Genomic DNA, 21,845 nt, shown 5'->3' on the forward strand with positions numbered 1-21,845 from the left:
GGCCCAGAGGTACCCACAGGCCGCTCCAAAGGAATAGACTCCCCAACGGATTCTTGTGAAGTACTTCACAAGCGAACGAGCTAAGAGGAACGCTGTGACCGACTCCACCCGACAGGCAGACGTGATCGTCGTCGGGGCCGGCCCCGCCGGATCGTCGACCGCCTACTGGCTGGCCCACGCCGGTCTCAAGGTGCTGCTGCTGGAGAAGGCGACGTTCCCCCGCGACAAGATCTGCGGTGACGGGCTCACCCCCCGCGCGGTCCGGGCGCTGATCTCCATGGGCGTCGACATCGACGACCCCGGCTTCAGCCGCAACAAGGGACTGCGGATCTACGGCGGCGGCGTGAAGATCGAGCTGCCCTGGCCGGAGCTGGCGAGCTTCCCCGACTTCGGGCTCGTGCGCACCCGCATGGACCTGGACCAGCTGCTCGCCCTGCACGCCGCCAAGGCCGGGGCCGAGCTGATCCAGGGCTGCACCGTCACCGGCCCGATCATCGACGACCGCACCGACCGCGTCACCGGCGTCACCGCCCGCCACGAGGGCGGGGAGGTCGAGTTCCACGCGCCGCTGGTCGTCGCGGCCGACGGGAACTCCTCCCGCCTGTCGCTGGCCCTCGGCCTGCGGCGGCGCGAGGACCGGCCGATGGGCGTCGCGGTCCGCCGCTACTACGAGAGCCCCCGCCACACCGACGAGTACATGGAGGCGTGGCTGGAGCTGTGGGACGGGCAGCGCCTCCTGCCCGGCTACGGCTGGGTGTTCCCCGTCGCCGACGGCACCTGCAACGTCGGCCTCGGCCTGCTCAACACCTCCAAGTCGTTCCAGAACGTCGACTACCGCGCCATGCTCAAGGGCTGGACCGCGAACATGCCCGAGGAGTGGCGGTTCGACGAGGAGCACGCCACCGGGCCGACCCGCGGCGCGGCGCTCCCCATGGGCTTCAACCGCCAGCCCCACTACACCCGCGGCATGCTGCTGGTCGGGGACGCGGGCGGCATGATCAACCCGTTCAACGGCGAGGGCATCGACTACGCCCTGGAGGCCGGTCACCTCGCCGCCGACATCATCGTGCAGGCGCTGGCGCGCCGCACACCGGCGCAGCGCGAGCGGACTCTGTACGAGTACCCGCGCATCCTGAAGGACGAGCACGGCGGCTACTTCACGCTGGCGCGCGTCTTCGTGCAGGCCATCGGGGACCCCCGGGTCATGAAGTTCCTGACCGCCCACGGCCTGCCGCACCCGACGTTGATGCGGTTCACGCTGAAGCTGCTGGCGAACCTCACCGACCCCAAGGGCGGTGACGCAATGGACCGCATCATCAACGCGATGCAAAAGGTGGCGCCAGCCGCGTAACCGATCCCCGAGGGGAGTGCTATTGATCACCTTGGCTAAGGTGGCGACCCTCATCCGTGACGCCCGTCACGGATGCGGAGCCGCCGAGGCGTGCCCCCCGAACGCCCGGCCGCCGGTCGTTCGGGGTCGCGCCCCGTACAGCGACGTACGAACCGAGGAGAGGCAGTAGAGGCGATGGATCTCTATATCCCCATCATCGTGCTGGGGCTGCTGGCGTTCGCGTTCGCCGCACTCTCGGTGCTCATGGCCTCCATGACGGGACCCAAGCGGTGGAACCGGGCGCGACTGGACGCCTACGAGTGTGGGATCGAACCGACCCCGCAGCCGGTGGGCGGCGGGCGTTTCCCTGTGAAGTACTACCTGACGGCGATGCTGTTCATCGTCTTCGACATTGAGATCATCTTCCTCTATCCCTGGGCCGTCGCCTTCGACAGCCTGGGGATTTTCGCTTTGGTGGAGATGGTCCTTTTCATCCTCACCGTGCTGGTGGCGTACGCCTACATCTGGCGGCGCGGTGGTCTGGAGTGGGATTGATGAGCGAGGCGCAGGCGCGCGGCGCGCGCTGGACCGAGGAGCCTGCGACGAGGGAAGCGCGCGCCTTGAGGCGCGCCGGAGCCGAGCGGGGGGCACAGCGATGGGTCTAGAGGAGAAACTTCCCAGCGGCTTTCTGCTGACCACGGTCGAGCAGGTCGCGGGCTGGGCGCGCAAGAGCTCGGTGTGGCCCGCGACGTTCGGCCTGGCCTGCTGCGCGATCGAGATGATGGCGACGGGCGACCCCCGGCACGACTTCTCCCGGTGGGGGATGGAGCGCGCCTCGGCCACCCCCCGCCAGGCCGACCTGATGATCGTCGCCGGGCGGGTGAGCCAGAAGATGGCCCCGGTCCTGCGGCAGATCTACGACCAGATGACCGAGCCCAAGTGGGTCATCGCGATGGGCGTGTGCGCCTCCTCGGGCGGCATGTTCAACAACTACGCGATCGTGCAGGGCGTCGACCACATCGTCCCGGTGGACATCTATCTGCCCGGCTGCCCGCCGCGGCCGGAGATGCTGCTGGACGCGATCCTCAAGCTGCACGACAAGATCCAGAACACCAAGCTCGGCCCGCAGCGGGCCAAGCAGATCGCCGAGCTGGAAGAGGCGAAGCGCCGCCAGCTTCCGCTGCTGGGCCAGGGGACGGTGTGATGAGCGAGGCGCAGGCGCGCGGCGCGCGCTGGACCGAGGAGCCTGCGACGAGGGAAGCGCGCGCCCTGAGGCGTGCCGGAGCCGAGCGGGAGACACAGCCATGAGCTCTCAGCATCCAGAGCAGCAGGCCGAGCAGGCCGCCGACCGGGTCCCCGCGCCGCGTGACGCGGACCCGCGCGAGCTGCCGGTCGCCCGGCGCGGCATGTTCGGGGCCAGGACGACCGGCGACACCTCCGGGTACGGCGGGCTGGTCGTGCACAAGCCCCCGAAGGCGTCCTCGCCCCGCCCCTACGGCGGGCCGGAGGGCGCCGCCGAGTCCGGGGTCTTCGACGAGGTCGCCGACGAGCTGGAGCGCGTCCTGCCGGAGTTCGGCGACGCGATCGAACGGGTCGTCGTGCACCGGGGCGAGATCACGTTCCATGTGCGGCGGGAGCACCTGGTCGAGGTCGCCCGGAAGCTGCGCGACGAGCCGCACCTGCGGTTCGAGCTGTGCAGCGGCGTGTCGGGCGTCCACTACCCGGACGAGCCCGGCGAGGAGCTGCACGCCGTCTACCACCTGCTGTCGATCACCCACAACCGGCGCATCCGGCTGGAGGTGAGCTGCCCCGACGCCGACCCGCACATCCCCTCGATCGTGTCGGTCTACCCGACCAACGACTGGCACGAGCGCGAGACCTGGGACTTCTTCGGGATCGTGTTCGACGGGCACCCGGCGCTCACCCGCATCGAGATGCCCGACGACTGGGTCGGCCACCCGCAGCGCAAGGACTACCCGCTCGGCGGGATTCCCGTCGAGTACCGCGGCGCTGAGATTCCGCCGCCGGACGAGCGGAGGAGTTACGTATGAGCCCCTCGACCAAGTACACCGAGTACGACGCGTACGCCGCCGAGGAGGCGGCCGAGGGCAGGGTCTTCGACGTCGGCGGGCAGGACTGGGACCAGGTGGTCGCCGCCGCCGAGGACCTCGGCGACGAGCGCCTGGTCGTCAACATGGGCCCGCAGCACCCGTCCACGCACGGCGTGCTCCGGCTCATCCTGACGCTGGATGGCGAGACGGTGACGGAGTGCCGGGTCGGCATCGGCTACCTGCACACCGGCATCGAGAAGAACATGGAGTTCCGCACCTGGACGCAGGGCACCACGTTCTGCACGCGCATGGACTACCTCGCGCCGATCTTCAACGAGACGGCGTACTGCCTGGGTGTCGAGAAGCTGCTGGGCATCACCGACCAGATACCCGAACGGGCCCAGATCATCCGCGTGATGATGATGGAGCTCAACCGGATCTCCTCGCACCTGGTCGCCATCGCGACGTTCGGCCTGGAGCTGGGCGCGACCACGGTCATGCTCAACGGCTTCATCGAGCGCGAGTACACCCTGGATCTCTTCGAGGAGATCACGGGCCTGCGGATGAACATGGCCTACGTGCGTCCGGGCGGCGTCGCCCAGGACCTGCCGAGCGGGGCGCTCAGCAAGATCCGCGACTATCTCGACCGGATGCCGAAGCGGATCCAGGCGCTGCGCAAGCTGATGGACGCCAACCCCGTCTACCTGGCCCGGACCAAGGACGTCGCGTACCTGGACCTCACGGGCTGCATGGCGATGGGGATCACCGGCCCCGTCCTGCGGGCGACCGGCCTGCCGTGGGACCTGCGCAAGTCGCAGCCCTACTGCGGCTACGAGACCTACGACTTCGAGGTCGCCACCGAGACCAGCGCCGACGTGTACGGCCGGTACCTGGTCCGGATGAAGGAGATGGAGGAGTCCCTCAAGATCGTCGAGCAGTGCGTGGAGCGGCTGCAGTCGGTCAAGGGGCCGGTGATGATCGAGGACAAGAAGATCGGCTGGCCCGCGCAGCTGGCGATCGGCGCGGACGGCATGGGCAACTCGCCCCGCCACATCGCGCACATCATGGGCACCTCGATGGAGGCCCTGATCCACCACTTCAAGCTGGTGACCGAGGGCTTCCGCGTGCCGGCGGGGCAGGCGTACACGACCGTGGAGTCGCCGCGCGGCGAGCTGGGCGTGCACGTGGTGTCCGACGGCGGCACCCGTCCCTACCGGGTCCACTTCCGCGACCCGTCCTTCACCAACCTGCAGGCCACCCCGGCGATGGCGGAGGGCGGCATGATCGCTGACGTCATCGCGGCCGTGGCCTCGATCGACCCCGTCATGGGGGGAGTTGACCGGTGACCGACCAGCAGACCTACCAGATCACCCGGCGGACCGCCGCCGAGTACGACCCGGAGGTCCGGGCGCGGCTCGAACGGGACGCCAAGGAGATCATCGCGCGGTACCCGAAGCCGCGGTCGGCGCTGCTGCCGATGCTGCACCTGGTGCAGTCGGTGGACGGCCACATCACCCAGGCCGGGATCGACTTCTGCGCCGAGATGCTGGACATCACGTCGGCGCAGGTGACGGGCGTGGCGACGTTCTACACCCAGTACAAGAAGGCCCCGGTCGGCGAGTACCACGTCGGCGTGTGCATCAACACGCTGTGCGCGGTCATGGGCGGCGACCAGATCTGGGAAGAGCTGAGCGCGCACGTCGGCGTCGGCCACGACGAGGCCACCGAGGACGGCAAGGTCAGCCTGGAGCGGATCGAGTGCAACGCCGCCTGCGACTTCGCCCCGGTGATGACGGTCAACTGGGAGTTCTTCGACAACATGACTCCCGAGAAGGCCAAGGAGCTGGTGGACGACCTGCGCGCCGGTAAGCAAGTGCTTCCTTCGCGCGGGCCGGGCCGGCTGTGCACCTGGAAGGAGGCCAGCCGCGTGCTGGCGGGCTTCCCCGACGGGCTGGCGCACGAGGGCGTCCAGGCCGGTCCGGAGTCGCTGCGCGGCCTGGAGCTGGCCCGGGAGCGCGGCTGGACCGCGCCGTCCGCCGACGCCGACCACGAGCAGTCGCACGAGCCCGTCCAGGCGGGCGAGGTGAGCGACCCGCCGCCCAACGAGCCAGGCAAGCCCATCGGCGGCGACGTGAAGCCCGGATCCCAGGAGGGCCGCAACCAGTGACGACGCTGACACCCGTTCTCACGAAGACGTGGGACCAGCCCGACTCGTTCACCCTCGCCGGGTACGAGCGGGAGGGCGGGTACCGCACGCTGCGCAGGGCCCTGGACATGGAGCCGGACGACATCGTCCAGACGGTCAAGGACTCGGGGCTGCGCGGACGCGGCGGCGCGGGCTTCCCCACCGGCATGAAGTGGGGCTTCCTGCCGCCCGACAGTCCCAACCCGCGCTACCTCGTCGTCAACGCCGACGAGTCCGAGCCGGGCACCTGCAAGGACATCCCGCTGATGATGGCGAACCCGCACGTCCTGGTCGAGGGCGTCATCATCAGCTCCTACGCGATCCGCTCCAACCACGCGTTCATCTACGTGCGCGGGGAGGTGCTGCACGTCATCCGGCGCCTCCAGGCGGCGGTCGCGGAGGCGTACGAGGCCGGCTACCTCGGCAAGGACATCCTCGGCTCCGGCTACGACCTGGAACTGGTCGTGCACACCGGCGCCGGCGCCTACATCTGCGGCGAGGAGACGGCGCTGCTGGACTCGCTGGAGGGGTATCGGGGCCAGCCCCGGCTGAAGCCTCCCTTCCCGGCGGTCGCGGGACTCTACGGCGGTCCCACCGTCATCAACAACGTCGAGTCCATCGCGTCGGTTCCCTCGATCGTGGAGAACGGCGCCGACTGGTTCACCTCGATGGGCACCGAGAAGTCCGCCGGGTTCGGCATCTTCTCGCTGTCGGGGCACGTGACCCGGCCCGGCCAGTACGAGGCCCCGCTCGGCATCACGCTGCGGGAGCTGCTCGACATGGCCGGCGGGATCCGCGCGGGCCACCGGCTGAAGTTCTGGACGCCGGGCGGCTCCTCCACGCCGATCTTCACCGACGAGCACCTGGACGTGCCGCTGGACTTCGAGTCGGTCGGCGCGGCCGGGTCGATGCTCGGCACCCGCGCGCTCCAGATCTTCGACGAGACGGTCTGCGTGGTGCGGGCCGTGCTGCGCTGGTCGGAGTTCTACGCGCACGAGTCGTGCGGCAAGTGCACGCCGTGCCGCGAGGGCACCTACTGGTACAAGCAGATGCTCAAGCGGCTGGAGGCGGGCCAGGGCTCCGAGGAGGACCTGGAGACGCTGCTCGACCTGTCCGACAACATCCTCGGCCGCTCGTTCTGCGCCCTCGGCGACGGCGCGACCAGCCCGGTGGTGTCGAGCATCAAGCTGTTCCGCGACGAGTACGTCCAGCACTTCGAGCGGGGCCGCTGCCCGTTCGACCCGGCCGAGTCCACCCTCTGGGCAGGTGCCTGATGACTGTCACTGACAAGAACCCGCAGCAGGTCGAGAAGGTGGAGATGGTCCAGCTGACCATCGACGGCTTCGAGATCGAGGTGCCCAAGGGCACGCTGATCATCCGGGCCGCCGAGCTGCTGGGCATCCAGATCCCGCGGTTCTGCGACCACCCGCTGCTGGACCCGGTCGGGGCCTGCCGCCAGTGCCTGGTGGAGATCCCCGACGCCGGGAACGGGCGCGGCATGCCCAAGCCGCAGGCGTCCTGCACCACCACGGTGATGCCGGGCATGGTCGTCAAGACCCAGCTCACCTCGCCGGTCGCCGACAAGGCCCAGCACGGCGTGATGGAGCTGCTGCTCATCAACCACCCGCTGGACTGCCCGATCTGCGACAAGGGCGGCGAGTGCCCGCTGCAGAACCAGGCGATGTCCAACGGGCGGGGCGAGTCGCGGTTCGTGGAGACCAAGCGGACCTTCCCCAAGCCGATCCCGCTGTCCAGCCAGGTGCTGCTGGACCGGGAGCGCTGCATCCAGTGCGCCCGCTGCACGCGGTTCTCCGACCAGATCGCCGGGGACGCGTTCATCGACCTGTTCGAGCGGGGCGCCAAGGAGCAGGTCGGCGCGGCCGAGGACAAGCCGTTCCAGTCCTACTTCTCCGGCAACACGGTCCAGATCTGCCCGGTGGGCGCGCTGACCGGCGCGGCGTACCGGTTCCGGTCGCGGCCGTTCGACCTGGTGTCGCAGCCGAGCGCCTGCGAGCACTGCGCCTCGGGATGCGCGCTGCGCACCGACCACCGGCGCGGGAAGGTCACCCGGCGGCTGGCCGGGGACGACCCGCAGGTCAACGAGGAGTGGAACTGCGACAAGGGCCGGTGGGCGTTCACCTACGCCACCCAGCCCGAGCGGCTCACCCATCCGCTGGTGCGCAACGAGGACGGCGAGCTGGAGGTCGCGTCCTGGCCGGAGGCGCTGACGATCGCGGCGCGCGGCCTGGCGGCGGCGCGCGGGAACGCGGGCGTGCTCGTCGGCGGGCGCGTCACGCTGGAGGACGCCTACGCGTACGCCAAGTTCGCGCGGGTCGCCCTCGGCACGAACGACATCGACTTCCGCGCCCGGCCCGCGTCGCGGGAGGAGGCCGAGTTCCTGGCCTCCAGCGTGGCGGGGCGGCCCATCGAGGTGACCTACTCCGACCTGGAGCGGGCCCCGGCGGTGCTGCTGGCCGGGTTCGAGCCGGAGGAGGAGTCGCCGATCGTCTTCCTGCGGCTGCGCAAGGCGTTCCGCAAGGGGAAGCTGAAGGTGTTCTCGGTCGCGCCGTTCACCACGCGGGGCCTGGCGAAGATGGGCGGCACGCTGCTGCCGTCGCTGCCGGGCGCGGAGGCGGACGTGCTGGGCGCGCTGGGCGGCGGGGAGCTGTTCCCCGAGGTCCGGTCGCTGCTGGAGACGCCGGGCGCGGTCATCCTGGTGGGTGAGCGGCTGGCGGCCAGCCCCGGCGCGCTGTCCAGCGCGGTGCGGCTGGCGCGCATCACCGGCGCGCGGCTGGCGTGGGTGCCGCGCCGGGCCGGGGAGCGGGGCGCGGTCGAGGCCGGGGCGCTGCCCGACCTGCTGCCGATCGGCCGCCCGGCCACCGACCCGGAGGCGCGCGCCGAGGTCGCCCGCACCTGGGGCGTGGCGGAGCTGCCGAGCGTTCCGGGCCACGACGCCGAGGTGTTCCTGTCCGAGGGGCGCGGCGCGCTGCTGGTCGGCGGCGTCGACCCCTACGACATGCCCGACCCGGAGGCGGTGCTGGCGGCGCTGGACGCCAGCCCGTTCGTGGTGAGCCTGGAGCAGCGGCCGAGCGCCGTCACCGACCGCGCCGACGTGGTGCTGCCGGTCGCGGCGGTCGCCGAGAAGTCCGGCACGTTCGTGGACTGGGAGGGCCGCGGCCGTCCCTTCGACGTGGTGCTGAAGTCCGTCGGGAAGATGGCGGACCTGCGGGTGCTGGACGCGATCGCCGGTGAGATGGACGTCCATCTGGGGCTGCCCGGACCGGAGGCCGCCCGGCGCGAGCTGACCGAGCTGGGCGCGTTCCGCGGCGAACGGCCGCAGCCCCCGAACGTCGCCTCGGCCGTGCAGCCGCACCCCGGCCCCGGCCAGGCGCTGCTGGCGACCTGGCGGCTGCTGCTGGACCGGGGCACCCTGCAGGACGGCGAGCCGTTCCTGGCCGGGACCGCCCGGCCCGCCGTGGCCCGGCTGTCGGCCGGGACCGCCGCCGAGATCGGCGCGGTCGCCGGTCCGGACGGCACGGTGACGGTGGCGGGGCCGCGCGGCGCCGTCACACTGCCGCTGGAGATCACCGCCGACCTGCCCGACCGGGTGGTGTGGCTGCCGACCAACTCGGCCGGGGCCGCGCTGTACCGGGACCTGGGCGCGACGGCCGGGAGCGTGGTCACGATTTCCGCTGGAGGTAAGGAATGAGCGCGCTCGCGCGGACCGCGGAGCTGGCGCAGGCCGCGGTGCTCGCCGGTCCCGCGCCGTCCGACCCCACGCTGTCCAGCTTCGGCCGGGACCCGTGGTGGCTCATCGGCGGCAAGGTCCTGGTGATCTTTGTCTTCCTGGTGCTGACCGTGCTGATGTCGATGTGGGTGGAACGCCGCGTCATCGGCCGGATGCAGCTGCGCGTCGGTCCCAACCGGTGCGGGCCGTTCGGTCTGCTCCAGGGTCTGGCCGACGGCATCAAGCTGGCGCTGAAGGAGGACATCGTCCCCCGCCAGGTGGACAAGATCGTCTTCATCCTGGCGCCGATCATGTCGGCGGTGCCGGCGTTCATCTCGTTCGCCATCATCCCGTTCGGCCCGACGGTGTCGGTGTTCGGGCACCACACCGCGCTGCAGGGCACCGACCTGCCGGTCGCGGTGCTGCTGGTGCTGGCGATGTCGTCGATGGGCGTCTACGGGATCGTGCTGGCGGGCTGGTCGTCGATGTCGCCCTACTCGCTGCTCGGCGGGCTCCGCTCCTCCGCGCAGGTGATCTCCTACGAGATCGCGATGGGGCTGTCGTTCGTGGCGGTGTTCCTGTTCGCCGGGACGATGTCCACCACCGGGATCGTCAACGCGCAGGCCGACAAGTGGTTCGTGGTGCTGCTGCTGCCCTCGTTCCTGGTCTATGTGATCACGATGATGGGCGAGTCCAACCGCATCCCGTTCGACCTGCCCGAGGGCGAGGGCGAGCTGGTCGGCGGCTTCCACACCGAGTACTCGTCGCTGAAGTTCGCGATGTTCTTCCTGGCCGAGTACATCAACCTGGCCACCCTGTCGGCGCTGGCCACCACCCTGTTCCTGGGCGGTTGGCGCGCCCCGGCGCCGATCTCCACGTTCTGGGAGGGCGCCAACCACGGCTGGTGGCCGGTGCTGTGGTTCATGGTGAAGCTCTGGGCGTTCATCTTCTTCTTCATCTGGCTGCGCGGGTCGCTGCCCCGCGTCCGCTACGACCAGCTGATGAAGCTCGGCTGGAAGGTCCTGATGCCGTTCTCGCTCGGCTGGATCCTGCTGGTCGCGACCATCCGGGCGCTCCGCAACGAGGGCCTGGCGATGAACCGGATCATGCTCTACTCGGCCATCGCCATCGGCGTGGTGCTCCTGGTCACCGTGTTGTGGGAGACGCTGCGCGGCGGCAAGGACAAGAAGATCGTCCCGGATCCGGCGCAGGACCGGCCCACCGACGTGGTGGGCGGATCGTCGGCCGGGGGCTTCCCCGTTCCGCCGATGGACGCGCCGCACTACCACGGCGGACCCGTGGCCGCGGTGCCGCGGCGCCAGACCGAAGCTTCCCGGAAGGAGGTCGTCCAGAATGGGATTCACTGACTTCCTGAACCCGGTGAAGGGGTTCGGGGTCTCGTTCCACCAGATGTTCATGAAGAGCGAGACCGTTCAGTACCCCGAGGTGAAGAAGCCGACCGCGCCCCGGTTCCACGGCCGCCACCAGCTCAACCGGTGGCCCGACGGACTGGAGAAGTGCGTCGGGTGCGAGCTGTGCGCGTGGGCGTGCCCGGCCGACGCGATCTACGTCGAGGGGGCCGACAACACCGAGGACGAGCGGTACTCGCCCGGTGAGCGCTACGGCCGCGTCTACCAGATCAACTACCTGCGCTGCATCCTGTGCGGGCTGTGCATCGAGGCGTGCCCGACGCGGGCGCTGACGATGACCAACGAGTACGAGCTGGCCGACGACAGCCGCGAGTCCCTGATCTACACCAAGGACATGCTGCTGGCCCCGCTGCGCGAGGGCATGGAGGCCCCGCCGCACGCGATGCGGCTGGGCGAGACCGAGGAGGAGTACTACCGCCTCGGTCTCCAGCCGGAGGAGAGCGCGCCGACCATCCCGTCCGAGGACGGCGCGCGGGCGAGCGTCACGAAGGCCACCAGGCGTGAGCGGGGTGGAAAGAAGTGAGATCGCAGGTTCTCGCGCAGGTCGCCGACGCGCAGCCGGGGGAGCCGTTCCTCTTCTGGCTGCTGGCGGCCGTGTCGGTCTGCGCGGCCCTCGGCATGATCTTCATGCGGCGGGCGGTGCACTCGGCGCTGCTGCTGGCGGTGGTGATGCTGTCGCTGGCGGCGCTGTACGCGGTGCAGGACGCGCCGTTCCTGGCGTTCGTGCAGGTCATCGTCTACACCGGCGCGGTGCTGATGCTGTTCCTGTTCGTGCTGATGCTGGTGGGCGTCGCCTCCACCGACTCGCTGGTGGAGACGATCCGGGGCCAGCGGTTCTGGGCGGCGGTCGCGGGCCTCGGGTTCGCGGTGCTGCTGGTGGCCGGGCTCGGGAACGCCGCGCTCGGCGACTCGGTCGGGCTCCAGGCCGCCAACGCCCGCTACGACGGCAACGTCAAGGGCATCGCGGTGCTGCTGTTCGGCAAGTACGTGTTCGCGTTCGAGGTGACCAGCGCCCTGCTGATCACCGCGGCGCTGGGCGCGATGGTGCTGGCGCACCGCGAGCGCCCCACGCCCAAGCCGACCCAGCGGGACCTGGCGGTGGCGCGGTTCGCCAAGGGCGGCCACCCCGGCCCGCTGCCGGGGCCCGGCACCTACGCGCGGCACAACGCCGTGGACATGCCCGCCCTGCTGCCCGACGGCACCCCGTCGGAGCTGTCGGTCAACCCGGTCATCGCGGCCCGCACCGACACGGCCGAGCGCCACGCCGACCTGTACGGCGAGACCGAGGAGCACGCGCTCGAAGAGGACATCGCGGCCGTGCGGGCCGCGACGCGGGAGGGCGGGGACGCCGGGGCCGAGGGCCGCGTCGTCAAGTCCGCCACCCCCGTCGCGGGCGGCGGCGCGACCGAAGGCGAGGCGAAGGAATGAGTCCGGGGCACTACCTGGCGCTGTCGGCCCTGCTGTTCACCATCGGCGCGATCGGCGTGCTGGTCCGGCGCAACGCGATCGTCGTGTTCATGTGCGTCGAGCTGATGCTGAACGCCACCAACCTGGCGTTCGTGTCGTTCGCGCGGATGCACGGCAACCTCGACGGCCAGATCATCGCGTTCTTCGTGATGGTGGTGGCCGCCGCCGAGGTCGTGGTCGGCCTCGCGATCATCATGACCATCTTCCGAACCCGCAGGTCGTCGTCGGTCGATGACGCGAACCTGCTGAAGTACTAAAGGGGCGCGGGGTGAAGGCTGAAGGTATCCAGGCCCTGGCCTGGCTTCTGATCGCCCTGCCCCTGGCGGGGGCGGCGGTCCTGCTGCTCGGCGGACGCCGCACCGACAGGTGGGGCCATCTGCTCGGGTGCGCGATGTCGCTGGCCTCCTTCGGGGTCGGCGTGGCGATGTTCGCGCAGATGCTCGGCTACACGCCGGGCGAGGAACGGCGGCGCACCGTCCGGCTCTGGGAGCTGTTCCAGGCGGGCTCGCTGAAGGTCGACGTGGACCTGCTGGTCGACCCGCTGTCGATCAGCTTCGTGCTGCTGATCACCGGTGTCGGATCGCTGATCCACATCTACTCGGTCGGCTACATGGCGCACGACCCGGACCGGCGGCGGTTCTTCGCGTACCTGAACCTGTTCGTGGCGGCGATGCTGCTGCTGGTGCTGGGCGGCAACTACGTCGTCACGTTCATCGGCTGGGAGGGCGTGGGTCTCGCCTCCTACCTGCTGATCGGGTTCTGGCAGCACAAGCCGACGGCGGCGACGGCGGCCAAGAAGGCGTTCGTGGTCAACCGGGTCGGCGACTTCGGGTTCCTCGCGGCGATCATGCTGATGTTCGCGACGTTCGGGTCGGTCGGGTTCGAGCAGATCCTCGGCACCGGCGCCGAGCACGTCGGCGGGGCGTCCCGGCTGAGCTCCGGCACGGCGACCGCGATCGGCCTGCTGCTGCTGGTCGGCGCGTGCGGCAAGTCGGCGCAGCTTCCGCTCCAGTCCTGGCTGCTGGACGCGATGGAGGGCCCGACCCCGGTGTCGGCGCTGATCCACGCCGCGACGATGGTGACCGCCGGCGTCTACCTGATCGTCCGCTCCGGCCCGATCTTCGAGATGTCGGAGACCGCGCAGCTGGTCGTGACGATCGTCGGCGCGGCGACGCTGCTGGCCGGTGCGATCATCGGTTGCGGCAAGGACGACATCAAGAAGGCCCTGGCCGGTTCGACGATGTCGCAGATCGGCTACATGACGCTGGCGGCGGGGCTCGGCCCGGTCGGGTACGCGTTCGCCATCGCGCACCTGATCGCGCACGGCTTCTTCAAGGCGGGCCTGTTCCTCGGCGCCGGATCGGTCATGCACGGCATGAACGACGACGTGAACATGCGGCACTACGGCGCGCTGCGCGGTCTGATGAAGATCACCTGGGCGACGTTCGGGCTGGGCTACCTGGCGATCATCGGGTTCCCGGGGCTGTCGGGCTGGTTCACCAAGGACGGCATCATCGAGGCGGCGTTCAGCAAGGAGGGCACCTCCGGGATCATCCTGGGGTCCTGCGCGCTGGTCGGCGCGGGGATCACGGCGTTCTACATGTCGCGGGTCATGTTCATGACCTTCTACGGCACCAAGCGCTGGGAGGAGGGCGTCCACCCGCACGAGTCGCCGAAGGTGATGACCGTTCCGCTGATCGTGCTGGCGGTCGGCTCGGTCTTCGGCGGCGGGTTCCTGATCCTGGGCGGGTTCTCCGACTTCCTCGCCCCGGTCGTGGGCGAGCCCAAGGAGCACCACGGCTTCAACCCGGTCACCCCGGCGGGCATCGCCACGTTCGTGCTGATGCTGGTCGGCGTCGGGCTGGCCTGGCGCCAGTACGGCGCGCGGGCCGTTCCGCGCGAGGCCCCCAAGGGCTCGTTCGTCACCGTCGCGGCCCGCCGGGACCTGTACGGCGACGCGCTCAACGAGTCCCTGCTGATGCGGCCCGGCCAGTGGCTGACCCGCCTGGCGGTGTGGTTCGAGGGCCGCGGCGTCGACGGCCTGGTCAACGGACTCGCGGCCGGGGTCGGCGGGACGTCGGGCCGGATCCGCCGCGTCCAGACCGGCTTCGTCCGGTCCTATGCCTTGTCCATGTTCTTTGGTGCCGCGGTCATCGTGGCGGCGCTGCTGGTGGTGAACGTCTGATGCAGGACTTTCCCTGGCTGAGCCTGCTCATCGCGCTGCCGTTGCTCGGCGCGGTGGGCGTGGCGCTGCTGCCGCGCGGGCGCGAGGCGCTCGCCAAGCAGACGGCGCTGGGCGTGTCGCTCGTGGTCGGGGCGCTGGCCCTGACGATGGCGGCCGCGTTCGACCCCGACGGCGAGCGGTTCCAGTTCACCGAGCAGTACTGGTGGATCAAGCAGTTCGGGGTCCACTGGGCGGTCGGCGTGGACGGCGTCGCGCTGACGATGGTCGCGCTGTCGGTGATCCTCGTCCCGCTGGTCATCCTCGCCTCCTGGGACGGGGCGGGCCGCTCGGGAGGCGTGGACGCTCCGGCCAGGAGCGGCGCGAAGACCTACTTCGCGCTGCTGCTGACGCTGGAGGCGATGATGATCGGCGTCTTCGCGGCGACCGACGTCTTCCTCTTCTACGTCTTCTTCGAGGCGATGCTGATCCCGGTGTACTTCATCATCGGGTACTACGGCGGGCCGCGGCGGTCCTACGCGGCCGTGAAGTTCCTGCTGTACTCGCTGTTCGGCGGCCTGCTGATGCTGGTCGCCGTCATCTGGCTGTTCCCGCTGTCGGCCAAGCCGGTCGCGCAGGGCGGGCTCGGGCAGGGCACGTTCCTGTTCACCGAGCTGGCCAGGATGAACATCGACCCGACCACCGCCAAGTGGCTGTTCCTCGGCTTCTTCGTCGCGTTCGCGATCAAGGCGCCGATGGTGCCGGTGCACACCTGGCTGCCCGACGCGGCCCAGCAGTCCCCGGCGCCCGCCCTGGTGCTGATCGTCGGCGTGCTGGACAAGGTCGGCACCTACGGCATGCTGCGGTTCTGCCTGGAGCTGTTCCCGGGGGCCGCGAAGTGGGCCGCGCCGGTCGTCATCGCGTTCGCGGTGCTGAGCATCGTCTACGGCGCGATCCTGGCGATCGGGCAGGTCGACCTCAAGCGGCTGGTCGCCTACACCTCGGTGTCGCACTTCGGGTTCATCGTGCTGGGCATCTTCGCGATGACCACCGCCGGGCAGTCCGGCGCGGCGCTGTACATGGTGAACCACGGCTTCGCGACCGGCGCGCTGTTCCTGGTCGTCGGGTTCATGATCGCGCGGCGCAGGTCGGCGCGGATCCCGGACTTCGGCGGCATGCAGAAGGTCACGCCGGTGCTGGCCGGGACGTTCCTGGTCTCCGGCCTGGCCGGGCTGTCGCTGCCGGGCCTGGCGCCGTTCGTGTCCGAGTTCATGGTGCTGACCGGGACGTTCACCCGCCACCCCGTCCCGGCGCTGATCGCCACCTCCGGCGTCGTGCTGGCCGCGATCTACATCCTGTGGACGTACCAGCGCACCATGGGCGGCCCGGCCGTGGAGAAGGTCCAGGGCCTGCCCGACCTGTCGGCCCGGGAGAAGTGGGCGGTCGGCCCCGTCATCGCGTTGATCGTCGTGCTGGGCTTCGCCCCGCAGCCGGTGCTCAACGTGATCAACCCGTCGGTGAAGGTGACGCTGGAACGCGTGGGCCAGCGCGACCCGCAGCCGAAGATCGGCAACGTCGCTGAGAACGGAGCCCGTCCGTGAGTCCGCTGAATCAAGGAGTGCTGGCGGCGGAGATCCCCGCCCCGCACATCGAGTACGGGCAGCTCGGCCCGATGCTGCTGGTGTTCGGCGTCGCCGTCGCCGGGGTGCTGGTCGAGGCGTTCGTCGGCCGCACCTGGCGCAACACGGTCCAGATCCCGCTGGCCGTGCTCGGTCTGCTCGGCGGGTTCGTCTGGACGATCGCCCTGGCCTGGCGGGGGACGCCGTTCCACGTCGCCGCCGAGGGCGCGCTCGGCGTGGACGGCCCCACCCTGTTCCTCCAGGGCACCATCCTGGTGCTGGCGCTGGTCAGCCTGCTGCTGATCGTGGAACGGCGGCAGAGCCACTTCACCGCGCAGGCGTCGGCGCTGCCCGGCAGCGACGCCGAGCAGGAGACCATGGCGGCGGGCATCACCCAGACCGAGGTGTACCCGCTGATGATGTTCGCGGTCGGCGGGATGCTGATGTTCCCGGCGTCCAACGACCTGCTCACCATGTTCGTCGCGCTGGAGGTGCTGTCGCTGCCGCTGTACCTGCTGTGCGGGCTGGCGCGGCGGCGCCGCCTGCTGTCGCAGGAGGCGGCGGTCAAGTACTTCCTGCTGGGCGCGTTCTCCTCGGCGTTCTTCCTGTACGGCGCGGCGCTGCTGTACGGCTACGCCGGCTCGGTGCGGCTGTCGGTGATCGCCGCGCAGATCACCCGGGACGCCGGCAGCGAGACGCTGCTGCTGGCGGGCGTGGCGCTGCTGACCGTCGGCCTGCTGTTCAAGATCGGCGCGGTGCCGTTCCACATGTGGAAGCCCGACGTGTACCAGGGCGCCCCGACCCCGGTCACCGCGCTGATGGCGTCCTGCACGCTGGTGTCGGCGTTCGGCGCGCTGCTGCGCGTCTACTACGTCGGCCTGGAGAAGATGGAGTGGGACTGGCGGCCCGCGATGTGGGGTGTGGCCATTCTCACAATGGTGATCGGCGCCGTGATCGCGATCACGCAGACCGACATCAAGCGGCTGCTGGCGTACTCGTCGATCGCGCACGCGGGCTTCCTGCTGACCGGTCTGGTCGCCACCTCCCGCGAGGGTCTGTCGAGCACGCTGTTCTACCTGGTGGCCTACGGGTTCACCACGATCGGCGCGTTCGCCGTGGTGACCATGGTCCGGGACTCGGGCGGCGAGGCCGCGCACCTGTCGCGGTGGGCGGGGCTGGGCAAGCGCAGCCCGGTGGTGGCGAGCGTCTTCGCGTTCTTCCTGCTGGCCTTCGCGGGCATCCCGCTGACGAGCGGCTTCACCGGCAAGTTCGCGGTGTTCAAGGCGGCGATCGAGGGTGGCGCGACCCCGCTGGTCGTGGTGGGCGTGCTGTCGTCGGCGATCGCGGCGTTCTTCTACGTCCGTGTGATCGTCGTCATGTTCTTCAGCGAGCCGGAGGCCGACGGGCCGACTGTGGTCGCCGCCCCGGCGACCGCGGCTGCGGTGGCGCTCGGGCTGACGGCTACTGTGGTACTCGGCGTGCTCCCCCAGCCTGTCCTGGACCTGGCGGGGACCGCCACGTCACAGATGTTCGTCCGGTAGGCCCGGTAGGGGGTTTGGGTGAGTAGCGCTTCCGCGGAGCAGGCGACGGGGCCGTTCGGATTGCCGATCGACGCGTCCCTGGCGGCGGACGTCCGCGTGGGACTGGACTCGGTGGAGCGGGTGCTCCTGGAGGCGGTCCAGAGCGAGGACCCGCTGCTCACCCAGGCCTCCAAGCACCTGGTCGAGGCGGGCGGCAAGCGGTTCCGGCCGATGCTGGTGCTGCTGGCCGCCCAGTTCGGCGACCCGGCCGCGCCGGGCGTGGTCCCGGCCGCCGTCGTCGTCGAGCTGACCCACCTCGCGACGCTGTACCACGACGACGTGATGGACGAGGCCCCGGTCCGCCGGGGCCAGCCCTCCGCCAACTCGCGGTGGACCAACACCGTCGCGATCCTCACCGGCGACTACCTGTTCGCCCGCGCCTCCGACCTGCTGGCCGACCTCGGCCCGGAGGCGGTGCGCATCCAGGCCCGCGCGTTCGCCCGCCTGGTGCGCGGCCAGATCCAGGAGACGGTCGGCCCCGCCGGGGGCGCCGACCCGCTCAAGCACTACCTCCAGGTGATGGCCGACAAGACCGGCTCGCTGATCGCGGTGTCGGGCCAGTTCGGCGCCCTGCTGTCGGGGGCGGACCAGCGGATCGTGGACACGGTCACCTCCGCCTGCGAGAAGATCGGCGTCGCGTTCCAGCTGTCGGACGACATCCTGGACATCGCCTCGGAGGCCGAGCAGTCCGGCAAGACCCCGGGCACCGACCTGCGCGAGGGCATCCGCACCCTGCCGATGCACCACGTGCTGGCGGGCGTCGGCTCCGGACCCGACGACGCGCGGCTGCGCGAGCTGCTGGTCGCGGACCTGACCGACGACGACCTGCACGCCGAGGCCCTGCGGCTGCTGCGCGCCCACCCGGCGATGGACCGCGCCCGCGCGGACCTGCGGGGCTGGGCGGAGGACGCCCGCGACGAGCTGCTGACCCTGCCGGACATCCCGGCCCGGGCGGCGCTGGTCGGCCTGTGCGACTACGTGGTGTCGCGCACCGGCTGACCCCCTGACCGTGACCGGCCCCCACCCGTACGGGCGGGGGCCGTCGTCGTGTCCGGGGCGGTCAGGCCTCCTGGGGCTCGGGCGTCAGGCCCCGCGCCTTCATGGCGTGCAGCACCATGGTGATGAGGACCTCCTTGCAGGACTCCAGGCTGCGGGCGTCGCAGAGCATCACCGGGACGTTCGGCCCCAGGTTCAGCGCCGCCTGGATCTCCGCCAGGTCGTACCGTCGCGCGCCCTCGAAGCAGTTGACCGCCACGACGAACGGCGTGCCGCGCCGCTCGAAGTAGTCGACCGACGGGAAGCAGTCGGCCAGGCGGCGGGTGTCGGCCAGCACGACCGCTCCGAGCGCGCCGAGCGCGACCTCGTCCCACATGAACCAGAACCGCTCCTGCCCGGGGGTGCCGAACAGGTACAGGATGTACTCGTCGCGGATGGTGATGCGGCCGAAGTCCATCGCGACCGTGGTGGTCGACTTGGCCTCGACCCCGGAGACGTCGTCCACGCCGACGCTCGCGTCGGTGAGGATCTCCTCGGTGCGCAGCGGCCGCGTCTCCGACACCGTGCCGACCATGGTGGTCTTGCCGACGCCGAAACCGCCCGCGATCACGATCTTGACCGCGGTGGGGATGCGCGGCCCGTCGGCCGGCCTAGAGCGCCCGAAGCCCATCGATCACCGCCTTGTAGAGCTGGAGGTCGTGCATGTCCGCCTCGGGTTCGGGTTCCTGGAGGGCGATGAGCCCGTGGTCGAGCAGGTCGCCCAGCAGCACCCGGACCGTGGCGACCGGCAGGTCGAGATGGCCGGTGATCTCGGCGACCGACATGACCTGCTGGCACAGCCGCCAGATCGCCAGGTGCTCGGGGCCGAGGCCGACGGAGTTCTCCGGCTCCGGGCCGGTCGCGAGCACCAGCGTGATCAGGTCGAACTCGCCGCGGGTCGGCTCGATGCGGCCGCCGGTCATCACGTACGGGCGGAGCATCGGGCCGGCCGGCTCGTCCGGCGGCCCCTCCGGCCCGGGGGGCTCGAACGCGTTCGGCTCGTACGCGCGCTGCTCGAACGCGGGGAGGTCGGGAGCCGGGCGCTCCCGCCACTCCGGCGGGGTCTCGGGCCACCGCTCCCGGTCCGGCGGGACGTCCCCCCTCGGGGGGTAGGGTGTCGGATCCTCCGGCGGCATCATGAGACGGGCCGCTCCGCGTCCGCGATCTCGGCGCGCGTCGGGGTGGACAGGTGCTCGCCCATGCTGTTGACCAGCACCGCCATCTCGTAGGCGATCAGGCCCACATCGGCCTCCGCGTCGGCCAGCACCGCCAGGCACGCGCCCTTGCCGGCCACGGTGACCAGCAGGAACGCCGACCGCATCTCGACGATGGTCTGCCGGACCGGGCCGCCGCCGAACCGCGTCCCGGCGCCCTTGGCCAGGCTCTGGATGCCCGCGGCGACCGCCGCCAGGTGTTCGCCGTCGTCGGCGCTCATGCCGGCCGACGCGGCCATCAGCAGGCCGTCGGCCGACAGGACGACGGCGTTGTCGGCGTGCGGGACCCGGGCGACCAGGTCGTCCAGCAGCCAGCTCAGGTCCGCCGACGCGCCCGTCTTCTGCATCACTGATCGTCCTCGCCTTCCGGAGTGGTGGTGCCCTGGAACGGGCCGGAGTCCGCCGCGCGGCGGGCGGCGGACCGGCCGAGACGGGTGCCGCGCTGGTAGGAGCCCATGATCCGCCGCACCTCGGCGGGGGAGCGGGGCGGTTCGGCCTCGGGCTCGGGCCGCGCGGCGGTGGGCGGCTCGTCGGTGCGCAGCGCCGGCGCCAGGCCGGCCTGCGGCACCCGGACGGGCAGCCCGGAGGGGGTGGAGTCCTGGGGCACGGGTGACCGCGTCTCCTCGGCGTCGGGGTGCTCGACCCGGTGTGGCCCGGTTCCGCACGGCCCGGTCCCGTGCCGCGCGACCCGGCGGGACGGCCCGCCGGAGGTGGCGGGCCGGACGGGGCCGGGGCGGTGTGCGCGCCGCGACGGGGCCGCTCCCCCGCGCGGGGTCACCCGGGCCGCGGACGTCCACGGGACGCTCGCCGACACCGGCGGCACCGTGTCCTTCGCCCGCGGTCGGAAGTCGCGGAAACACATCGCTTTTCGCCCCAACGAATTGTCATGGTGTCGGCGCGCGGCGGGTGGAACCGGTTGCGAGACACGTGGCGGCGGGGTGGGGGCGCGGCGGCGATTCACCGCATTCGCGCACCGATGAACCTTACCAACGGGATCATTCCGTCTCAAGGCGAATGGTTACGCCACGTGTTCCGGTAATGCGCGTTTGTGAAAACGTCGCTTCCCTTCCGCCTCGCGTTCAGATGATTCTTCCGCCCAGTCGCAGCGCCCCCAGAACGGCGGCCCGCACGATCGCGAGAGGCCGGTAGAGGTCCTTGTCGTGCCACAGCGGCGGCCGATCGGCATCGATGTCGCTGGTGAGCGGGACCGCGCGCAGGAACGCCGTGCCGGACGCGACCGCCTCCCGCACCGCCCGCCGAGCCCCGGCGGGGACGCCGCGCGCGAGCGACAGCGTCTGCACGGCGTAGGCGGTCTCCTCGGCCGACCCGCCCAGGACGCCCCAGGATCCGTCGGCGTTACGGGTGTCCAGAATCCAGCGGACGGCGCGTTCGACCGCCGGGACCGCCGCCGCGCCGCCGAACCCGTCGAGCGCGAGCGCGACGCAGAACGTCGCGTAGTACGGCGAGACGTGCCAGCGGTCCTGCCAGCGGCCGTCGTCCTCCTGCGCCGAGCACAGCCAGGAGGTGACCTTCGCGACCGTCGCCGCGTAGTGGGCGGCCGGTTCCCCGCCACCGGTGCTGCGCAGGTAGTGGCCGAACGCCTCCAGCACGTGCGCGTTGGTCGTGACCGACCGGCCGTTCTCGCCGCGCCAGGTGAAGAAGTGCGTGTCGGTCTCGTAGTTCCACAGCAGGTCGGGCGGGTGCGGGGAGCCGAGCAGCGACAGCGTGTACAGCAGCCCCGAGGAGGAGTCGGCGTCGTGGGGCAGCCCCGGCCCGCCGGGGGCGCCCGCCGGGCCCAGCGCCGTCCGCATCTCGGCGACCAGCGTGGCGGGCACCTCCACCGGGAACCCGGCGCGGACCAGCCAGCCCAGCACCCAGCCGCGTTCGAAATGGGTGATCGGGGCGGCGACGGGCACCGGGCCGCCGTACGGGCGGACGCACTCCTCCAGGTAGCGCAGCGCGGCGGGATGGGGCGCGGCGGGGTCGAGCCAGGCGGCGGTCGCCGCCGGGGACGCCCCGACGCTCGCGGCGGCCGCGCCGGGGCCC

Annotated in this window: 20 protein-coding genes and 1 pseudogene; 16 read left to right on the forward strand and 5 right to left on the reverse strand. The window is 71.1% G+C overall.

Annotated elements, in window-relative coordinates; genetic code table 11:
- Positions 1-94 precede the first annotated feature (94 nt).
- From AKI01S_RS29050 to AKI01S_RS29125, 16 genes are all read left to right on the forward strand, one after another.
- Positions 95-1,351 (forward strand): geranylgeranyl reductase family protein, encoded by a 1,257-nt coding sequence (locus tag AKI01S_RS29050; RefSeq protein WP_067824905.1) that lies wholly within the window; start codon positions 95-97, stop codon positions 1,349-1,351.
- Between the two features lie 174 nt (positions 1,352-1,525).
- The gene (locus AKI01S_RS29055) at positions 1,526-1,885 is read left to right on the forward strand and encodes an NADH-quinone oxidoreductase subunit A (RefSeq protein WP_067824907.1); all 360 of its coding nucleotides are present in this window, start codon (positions 1,526-1,528) and stop codon (positions 1,883-1,885) included.
- Between the two features lie 100 nt (positions 1,886-1,985).
- Positions 1,986-2,534: a NuoB/complex I 20 kDa subunit family protein gene (locus AKI01S_RS29060; protein ID WP_067824909.1), complete on the forward strand. Its 549-nt coding sequence runs from the start codon at positions 1,986-1,988 to the stop codon at positions 2,532-2,534.
- A 100-nt stretch (positions 2,535-2,634) separates the two neighbouring features.
- A complete protein-coding gene (locus AKI01S_RS29065; RefSeq protein ID WP_067824911.1) occupies positions 2,635-3,381 on the forward strand; it encodes an NADH-quinone oxidoreductase subunit C in 747 nt (248 codons plus the stop codon).
- Positions 3,378-4,727 carry an NADH-quinone oxidoreductase subunit D gene (locus AKI01S_RS29070; RefSeq protein ID WP_067824913.1) on the forward strand — a complete coding sequence of 450 codons (1,350 nt, stop codon included), beginning with the start codon at positions 3,378-3,380 and terminating at the stop codon, positions 4,725-4,727. Before AKI01S_RS29065 ends, AKI01S_RS29070 begins: the two co-directional genes overlap by 4 nt.
- The gene (gene nuoE, locus AKI01S_RS29075; protein WP_439951688.1) at positions 4,724-5,548 is read left to right on the forward strand and encodes an NADH-quinone oxidoreductase subunit NuoE; all 825 of its coding nucleotides are present in this window, start codon (positions 4,724-4,726) and stop codon (positions 5,546-5,548) included. The genes AKI01S_RS29070 and nuoE overlap by 4 nt, the downstream gene beginning before the upstream one ends.
- Positions 5,545-6,840: an NADH-quinone oxidoreductase subunit NuoF gene (gene nuoF, locus AKI01S_RS29080; protein ID WP_067824915.1), complete on the forward strand. Its 1,296-nt coding sequence runs from the start codon at positions 5,545-5,547 to the stop codon at positions 6,838-6,840. The genes nuoE and nuoF overlap by 4 nt, the downstream gene beginning before the upstream one ends.
- A complete protein-coding gene (locus tag AKI01S_RS29085) occupies positions 6,840-9,275 on the forward strand; it encodes an NADH-quinone oxidoreductase subunit G (RefSeq protein ID WP_067824916.1) in 2,436 nt (811 codons plus the stop codon). Before nuoF ends, AKI01S_RS29085 begins: the two co-directional genes overlap by 1 nt.
- Positions 9,272-10,660 carry an NADH-quinone oxidoreductase subunit NuoH gene (gene nuoH / locus AKI01S_RS29090; protein ID WP_067824917.1) on the forward strand — a complete coding sequence of 463 codons (1,389 nt, stop codon included), beginning with the start codon at positions 9,272-9,274 and terminating at the stop codon, positions 10,658-10,660. Before AKI01S_RS29085 ends, nuoH begins: the two co-directional genes overlap by 4 nt.
- The gene (gene nuoI, locus AKI01S_RS29095; RefSeq protein WP_067824920.1) at positions 10,647-11,246 is read left to right on the forward strand and encodes an NADH-quinone oxidoreductase subunit NuoI; all 600 of its coding nucleotides are present in this window, start codon (positions 10,647-10,649) and stop codon (positions 11,244-11,246) included. The genes nuoH and nuoI overlap by 14 nt, the downstream gene beginning before the upstream one ends.
- Complete coding sequence (locus AKI01S_RS29100; protein ID WP_067824921.1) at positions 11,243-12,151, forward strand: NADH-quinone oxidoreductase subunit J; 909 nt, start codon at positions 11,243-11,245, stop codon at positions 12,149-12,151. The genes nuoI and AKI01S_RS29100 overlap by 4 nt, the downstream gene beginning before the upstream one ends.
- Positions 12,148-12,447, forward strand: coding sequence for an NADH-quinone oxidoreductase subunit NuoK (gene nuoK / locus AKI01S_RS29105; protein ID WP_067824924.1), 300 nt, complete (start codon positions 12,148-12,150; stop codon positions 12,445-12,447). Before AKI01S_RS29100 ends, nuoK begins: the two co-directional genes overlap by 4 nt.
- Positions 12,448-12,458: 11 nt before the next feature.
- Positions 12,459-14,375: an NADH-quinone oxidoreductase subunit L gene (gene nuoL, locus AKI01S_RS29110; protein WP_067824926.1), complete on the forward strand. Its 1,917-nt coding sequence runs from the start codon at positions 12,459-12,461 to the stop codon at positions 14,373-14,375.
- Positions 14,375-15,952: an NADH-quinone oxidoreductase subunit M gene (locus AKI01S_RS29115; protein WP_067824928.1), complete on the forward strand. Its 1,578-nt coding sequence runs from the start codon at positions 14,375-14,377 to the stop codon at positions 15,950-15,952. The genes nuoL and AKI01S_RS29115 overlap by 1 nt, the downstream gene beginning before the upstream one ends.
- Complete coding sequence (nuoN, locus tag AKI01S_RS29120; protein WP_439951689.1) at positions 15,949-17,511, forward strand: NADH-quinone oxidoreductase subunit NuoN; 1,563 nt, start codon at positions 15,949-15,951, stop codon at positions 17,509-17,511. Before AKI01S_RS29115 ends, nuoN begins: the two co-directional genes overlap by 4 nt.
- Before the next feature lie 18 nt (positions 17,512-17,529).
- Entirely contained in the window at positions 17,530-18,549 is a 1,020-nt protein-coding gene (locus tag AKI01S_RS29125; RefSeq protein WP_067824931.1) for a polyprenyl synthetase family protein, read from the forward strand.
- 61 nt (positions 18,550-18,610) lie between these two features.
- Here AKI01S_RS29125 and AKI01S_RS29130 read toward each other — a convergent pair whose 3' ends face one another.
- From AKI01S_RS29130 to AKI01S_RS29150, 5 genes and pseudogenes are all read right to left on the reverse strand, one after another.
- Positions 18,611-19,216 (reverse strand): GTP-binding protein, encoded by a 606-nt coding sequence (locus tag AKI01S_RS29130; RefSeq protein WP_067824933.1) that lies wholly within the window; start codon positions 19,214-19,216, stop codon positions 18,611-18,613.
- Entirely contained in the window at positions 19,197-19,724 is a 528-nt protein-coding gene (locus AKI01S_RS49535; protein WP_084000354.1) for a DUF742 domain-containing protein, read from the reverse strand. Before AKI01S_RS49535 ends, AKI01S_RS29130 begins: the two co-directional genes overlap by 20 nt.
- Positions 19,721-20,146 carry a roadblock/LC7 domain-containing protein gene (locus tag AKI01S_RS29140; protein WP_174567424.1) on the reverse strand — a complete coding sequence of 142 codons (426 nt, stop codon included), beginning with the start codon at positions 20,144-20,146 and terminating at the stop codon, positions 19,721-19,723. The genes AKI01S_RS49535 and AKI01S_RS29140 overlap by 4 nt, the downstream gene beginning before the upstream one ends.
- Positions 20,146-20,406, reverse strand: coding sequence for a hypothetical protein (locus tag AKI01S_RS50945; protein WP_157420222.1), 261 nt, complete (start codon positions 20,404-20,406; stop codon positions 20,146-20,148). The genes AKI01S_RS29140 and AKI01S_RS50945 overlap by 1 nt, the downstream gene beginning before the upstream one ends.
- Positions 20,407-20,878: 472 nt before the next feature.
- A pseudogene (locus AKI01S_RS29150) lies at positions 20,879-21,845 on the reverse strand (prenyltransferase/squalene oxidase repeat-containing protein); the annotation flags it as partial.

It is taken from the genome of Actinomadura kijaniata NBRC 14229 (assembly GCF_001552175.1).
Classification (GTDB): domain Bacteria; phylum Actinomycetota; class Actinomycetes; order Streptosporangiales; family Streptosporangiaceae; genus Spirillospora; species Spirillospora kijaniata.

Excerpts from the sequence above, each read along its gene's own strand:
- AKI01S_RS29055 (WP_067824907.1), top strand. The coding sequence starts at position 1,526 with ATGGATCTCTATATCCCCATCATCGTGCTGGGGCTGCTGGCGTTCGCG.
- AKI01S_RS29060 (WP_067824909.1), top strand. The coding sequence starts at position 1,986 with ATGGGTCTAGAGGAGAAACTTCCCAGCGGCTTTCTGCTGACCACGGTC.
- AKI01S_RS29065 (WP_067824911.1), top strand. The coding sequence starts at position 2,635 with ATGAGCTCTCAGCATCCAGAGCAGCAGGCCGAGCAGGCCGCCGACCGG.
- AKI01S_RS29070 (WP_067824913.1), top strand. The coding sequence starts at position 3,378 with ATGAGCCCCTCGACCAAGTACACCGAGTACGACGCGTACGCCGCCGAG.
- AKI01S_RS29085 (WP_067824916.1), top strand. The coding sequence starts at position 6,840 with ATGACTGTCACTGACAAGAACCCGCAGCAGGTCGAGAAGGTGGAGATG.
- nuoH (WP_067824917.1), top strand. The coding sequence starts at position 9,272 with ATGAGCGCGCTCGCGCGGACCGCGGAGCTGGCGCAGGCCGCGGTGCTC.
- nuoI (WP_067824920.1), top strand. The coding sequence starts at position 10,647 with ATGGGATTCACTGACTTCCTGAACCCGGTGAAGGGGTTCGGGGTCTCG.
- nuoK (WP_067824924.1), top strand. The coding sequence starts at position 12,148 with ATGAGTCCGGGGCACTACCTGGCGCTGTCGGCCCTGCTGTTCACCATC.
- AKI01S_RS29115 (WP_067824928.1), top strand. The coding sequence starts at position 14,375 with ATGCAGGACTTTCCCTGGCTGAGCCTGCTCATCGCGCTGCCGTTGCTC.
- AKI01S_RS29130 (WP_067824933.1), bottom strand. The coding sequence starts at position 19,216 with ATGGGCTTCGGGCGCTCTAGGCCGGCCGACGGGCCGCGCATCCCCACC.
- AKI01S_RS49535 (WP_084000354.1), bottom strand. The coding sequence starts at position 19,724 with ATGATGCCGCCGGAGGATCCGACACCCTACCCCCCGAGGGGGGACGTC.
- AKI01S_RS29140 (WP_174567424.1), bottom strand. The coding sequence starts at position 20,146 with ATGCAGAAGACGGGCGCGTCGGCGGACCTGAGCTGGCTGCTGGACGAC.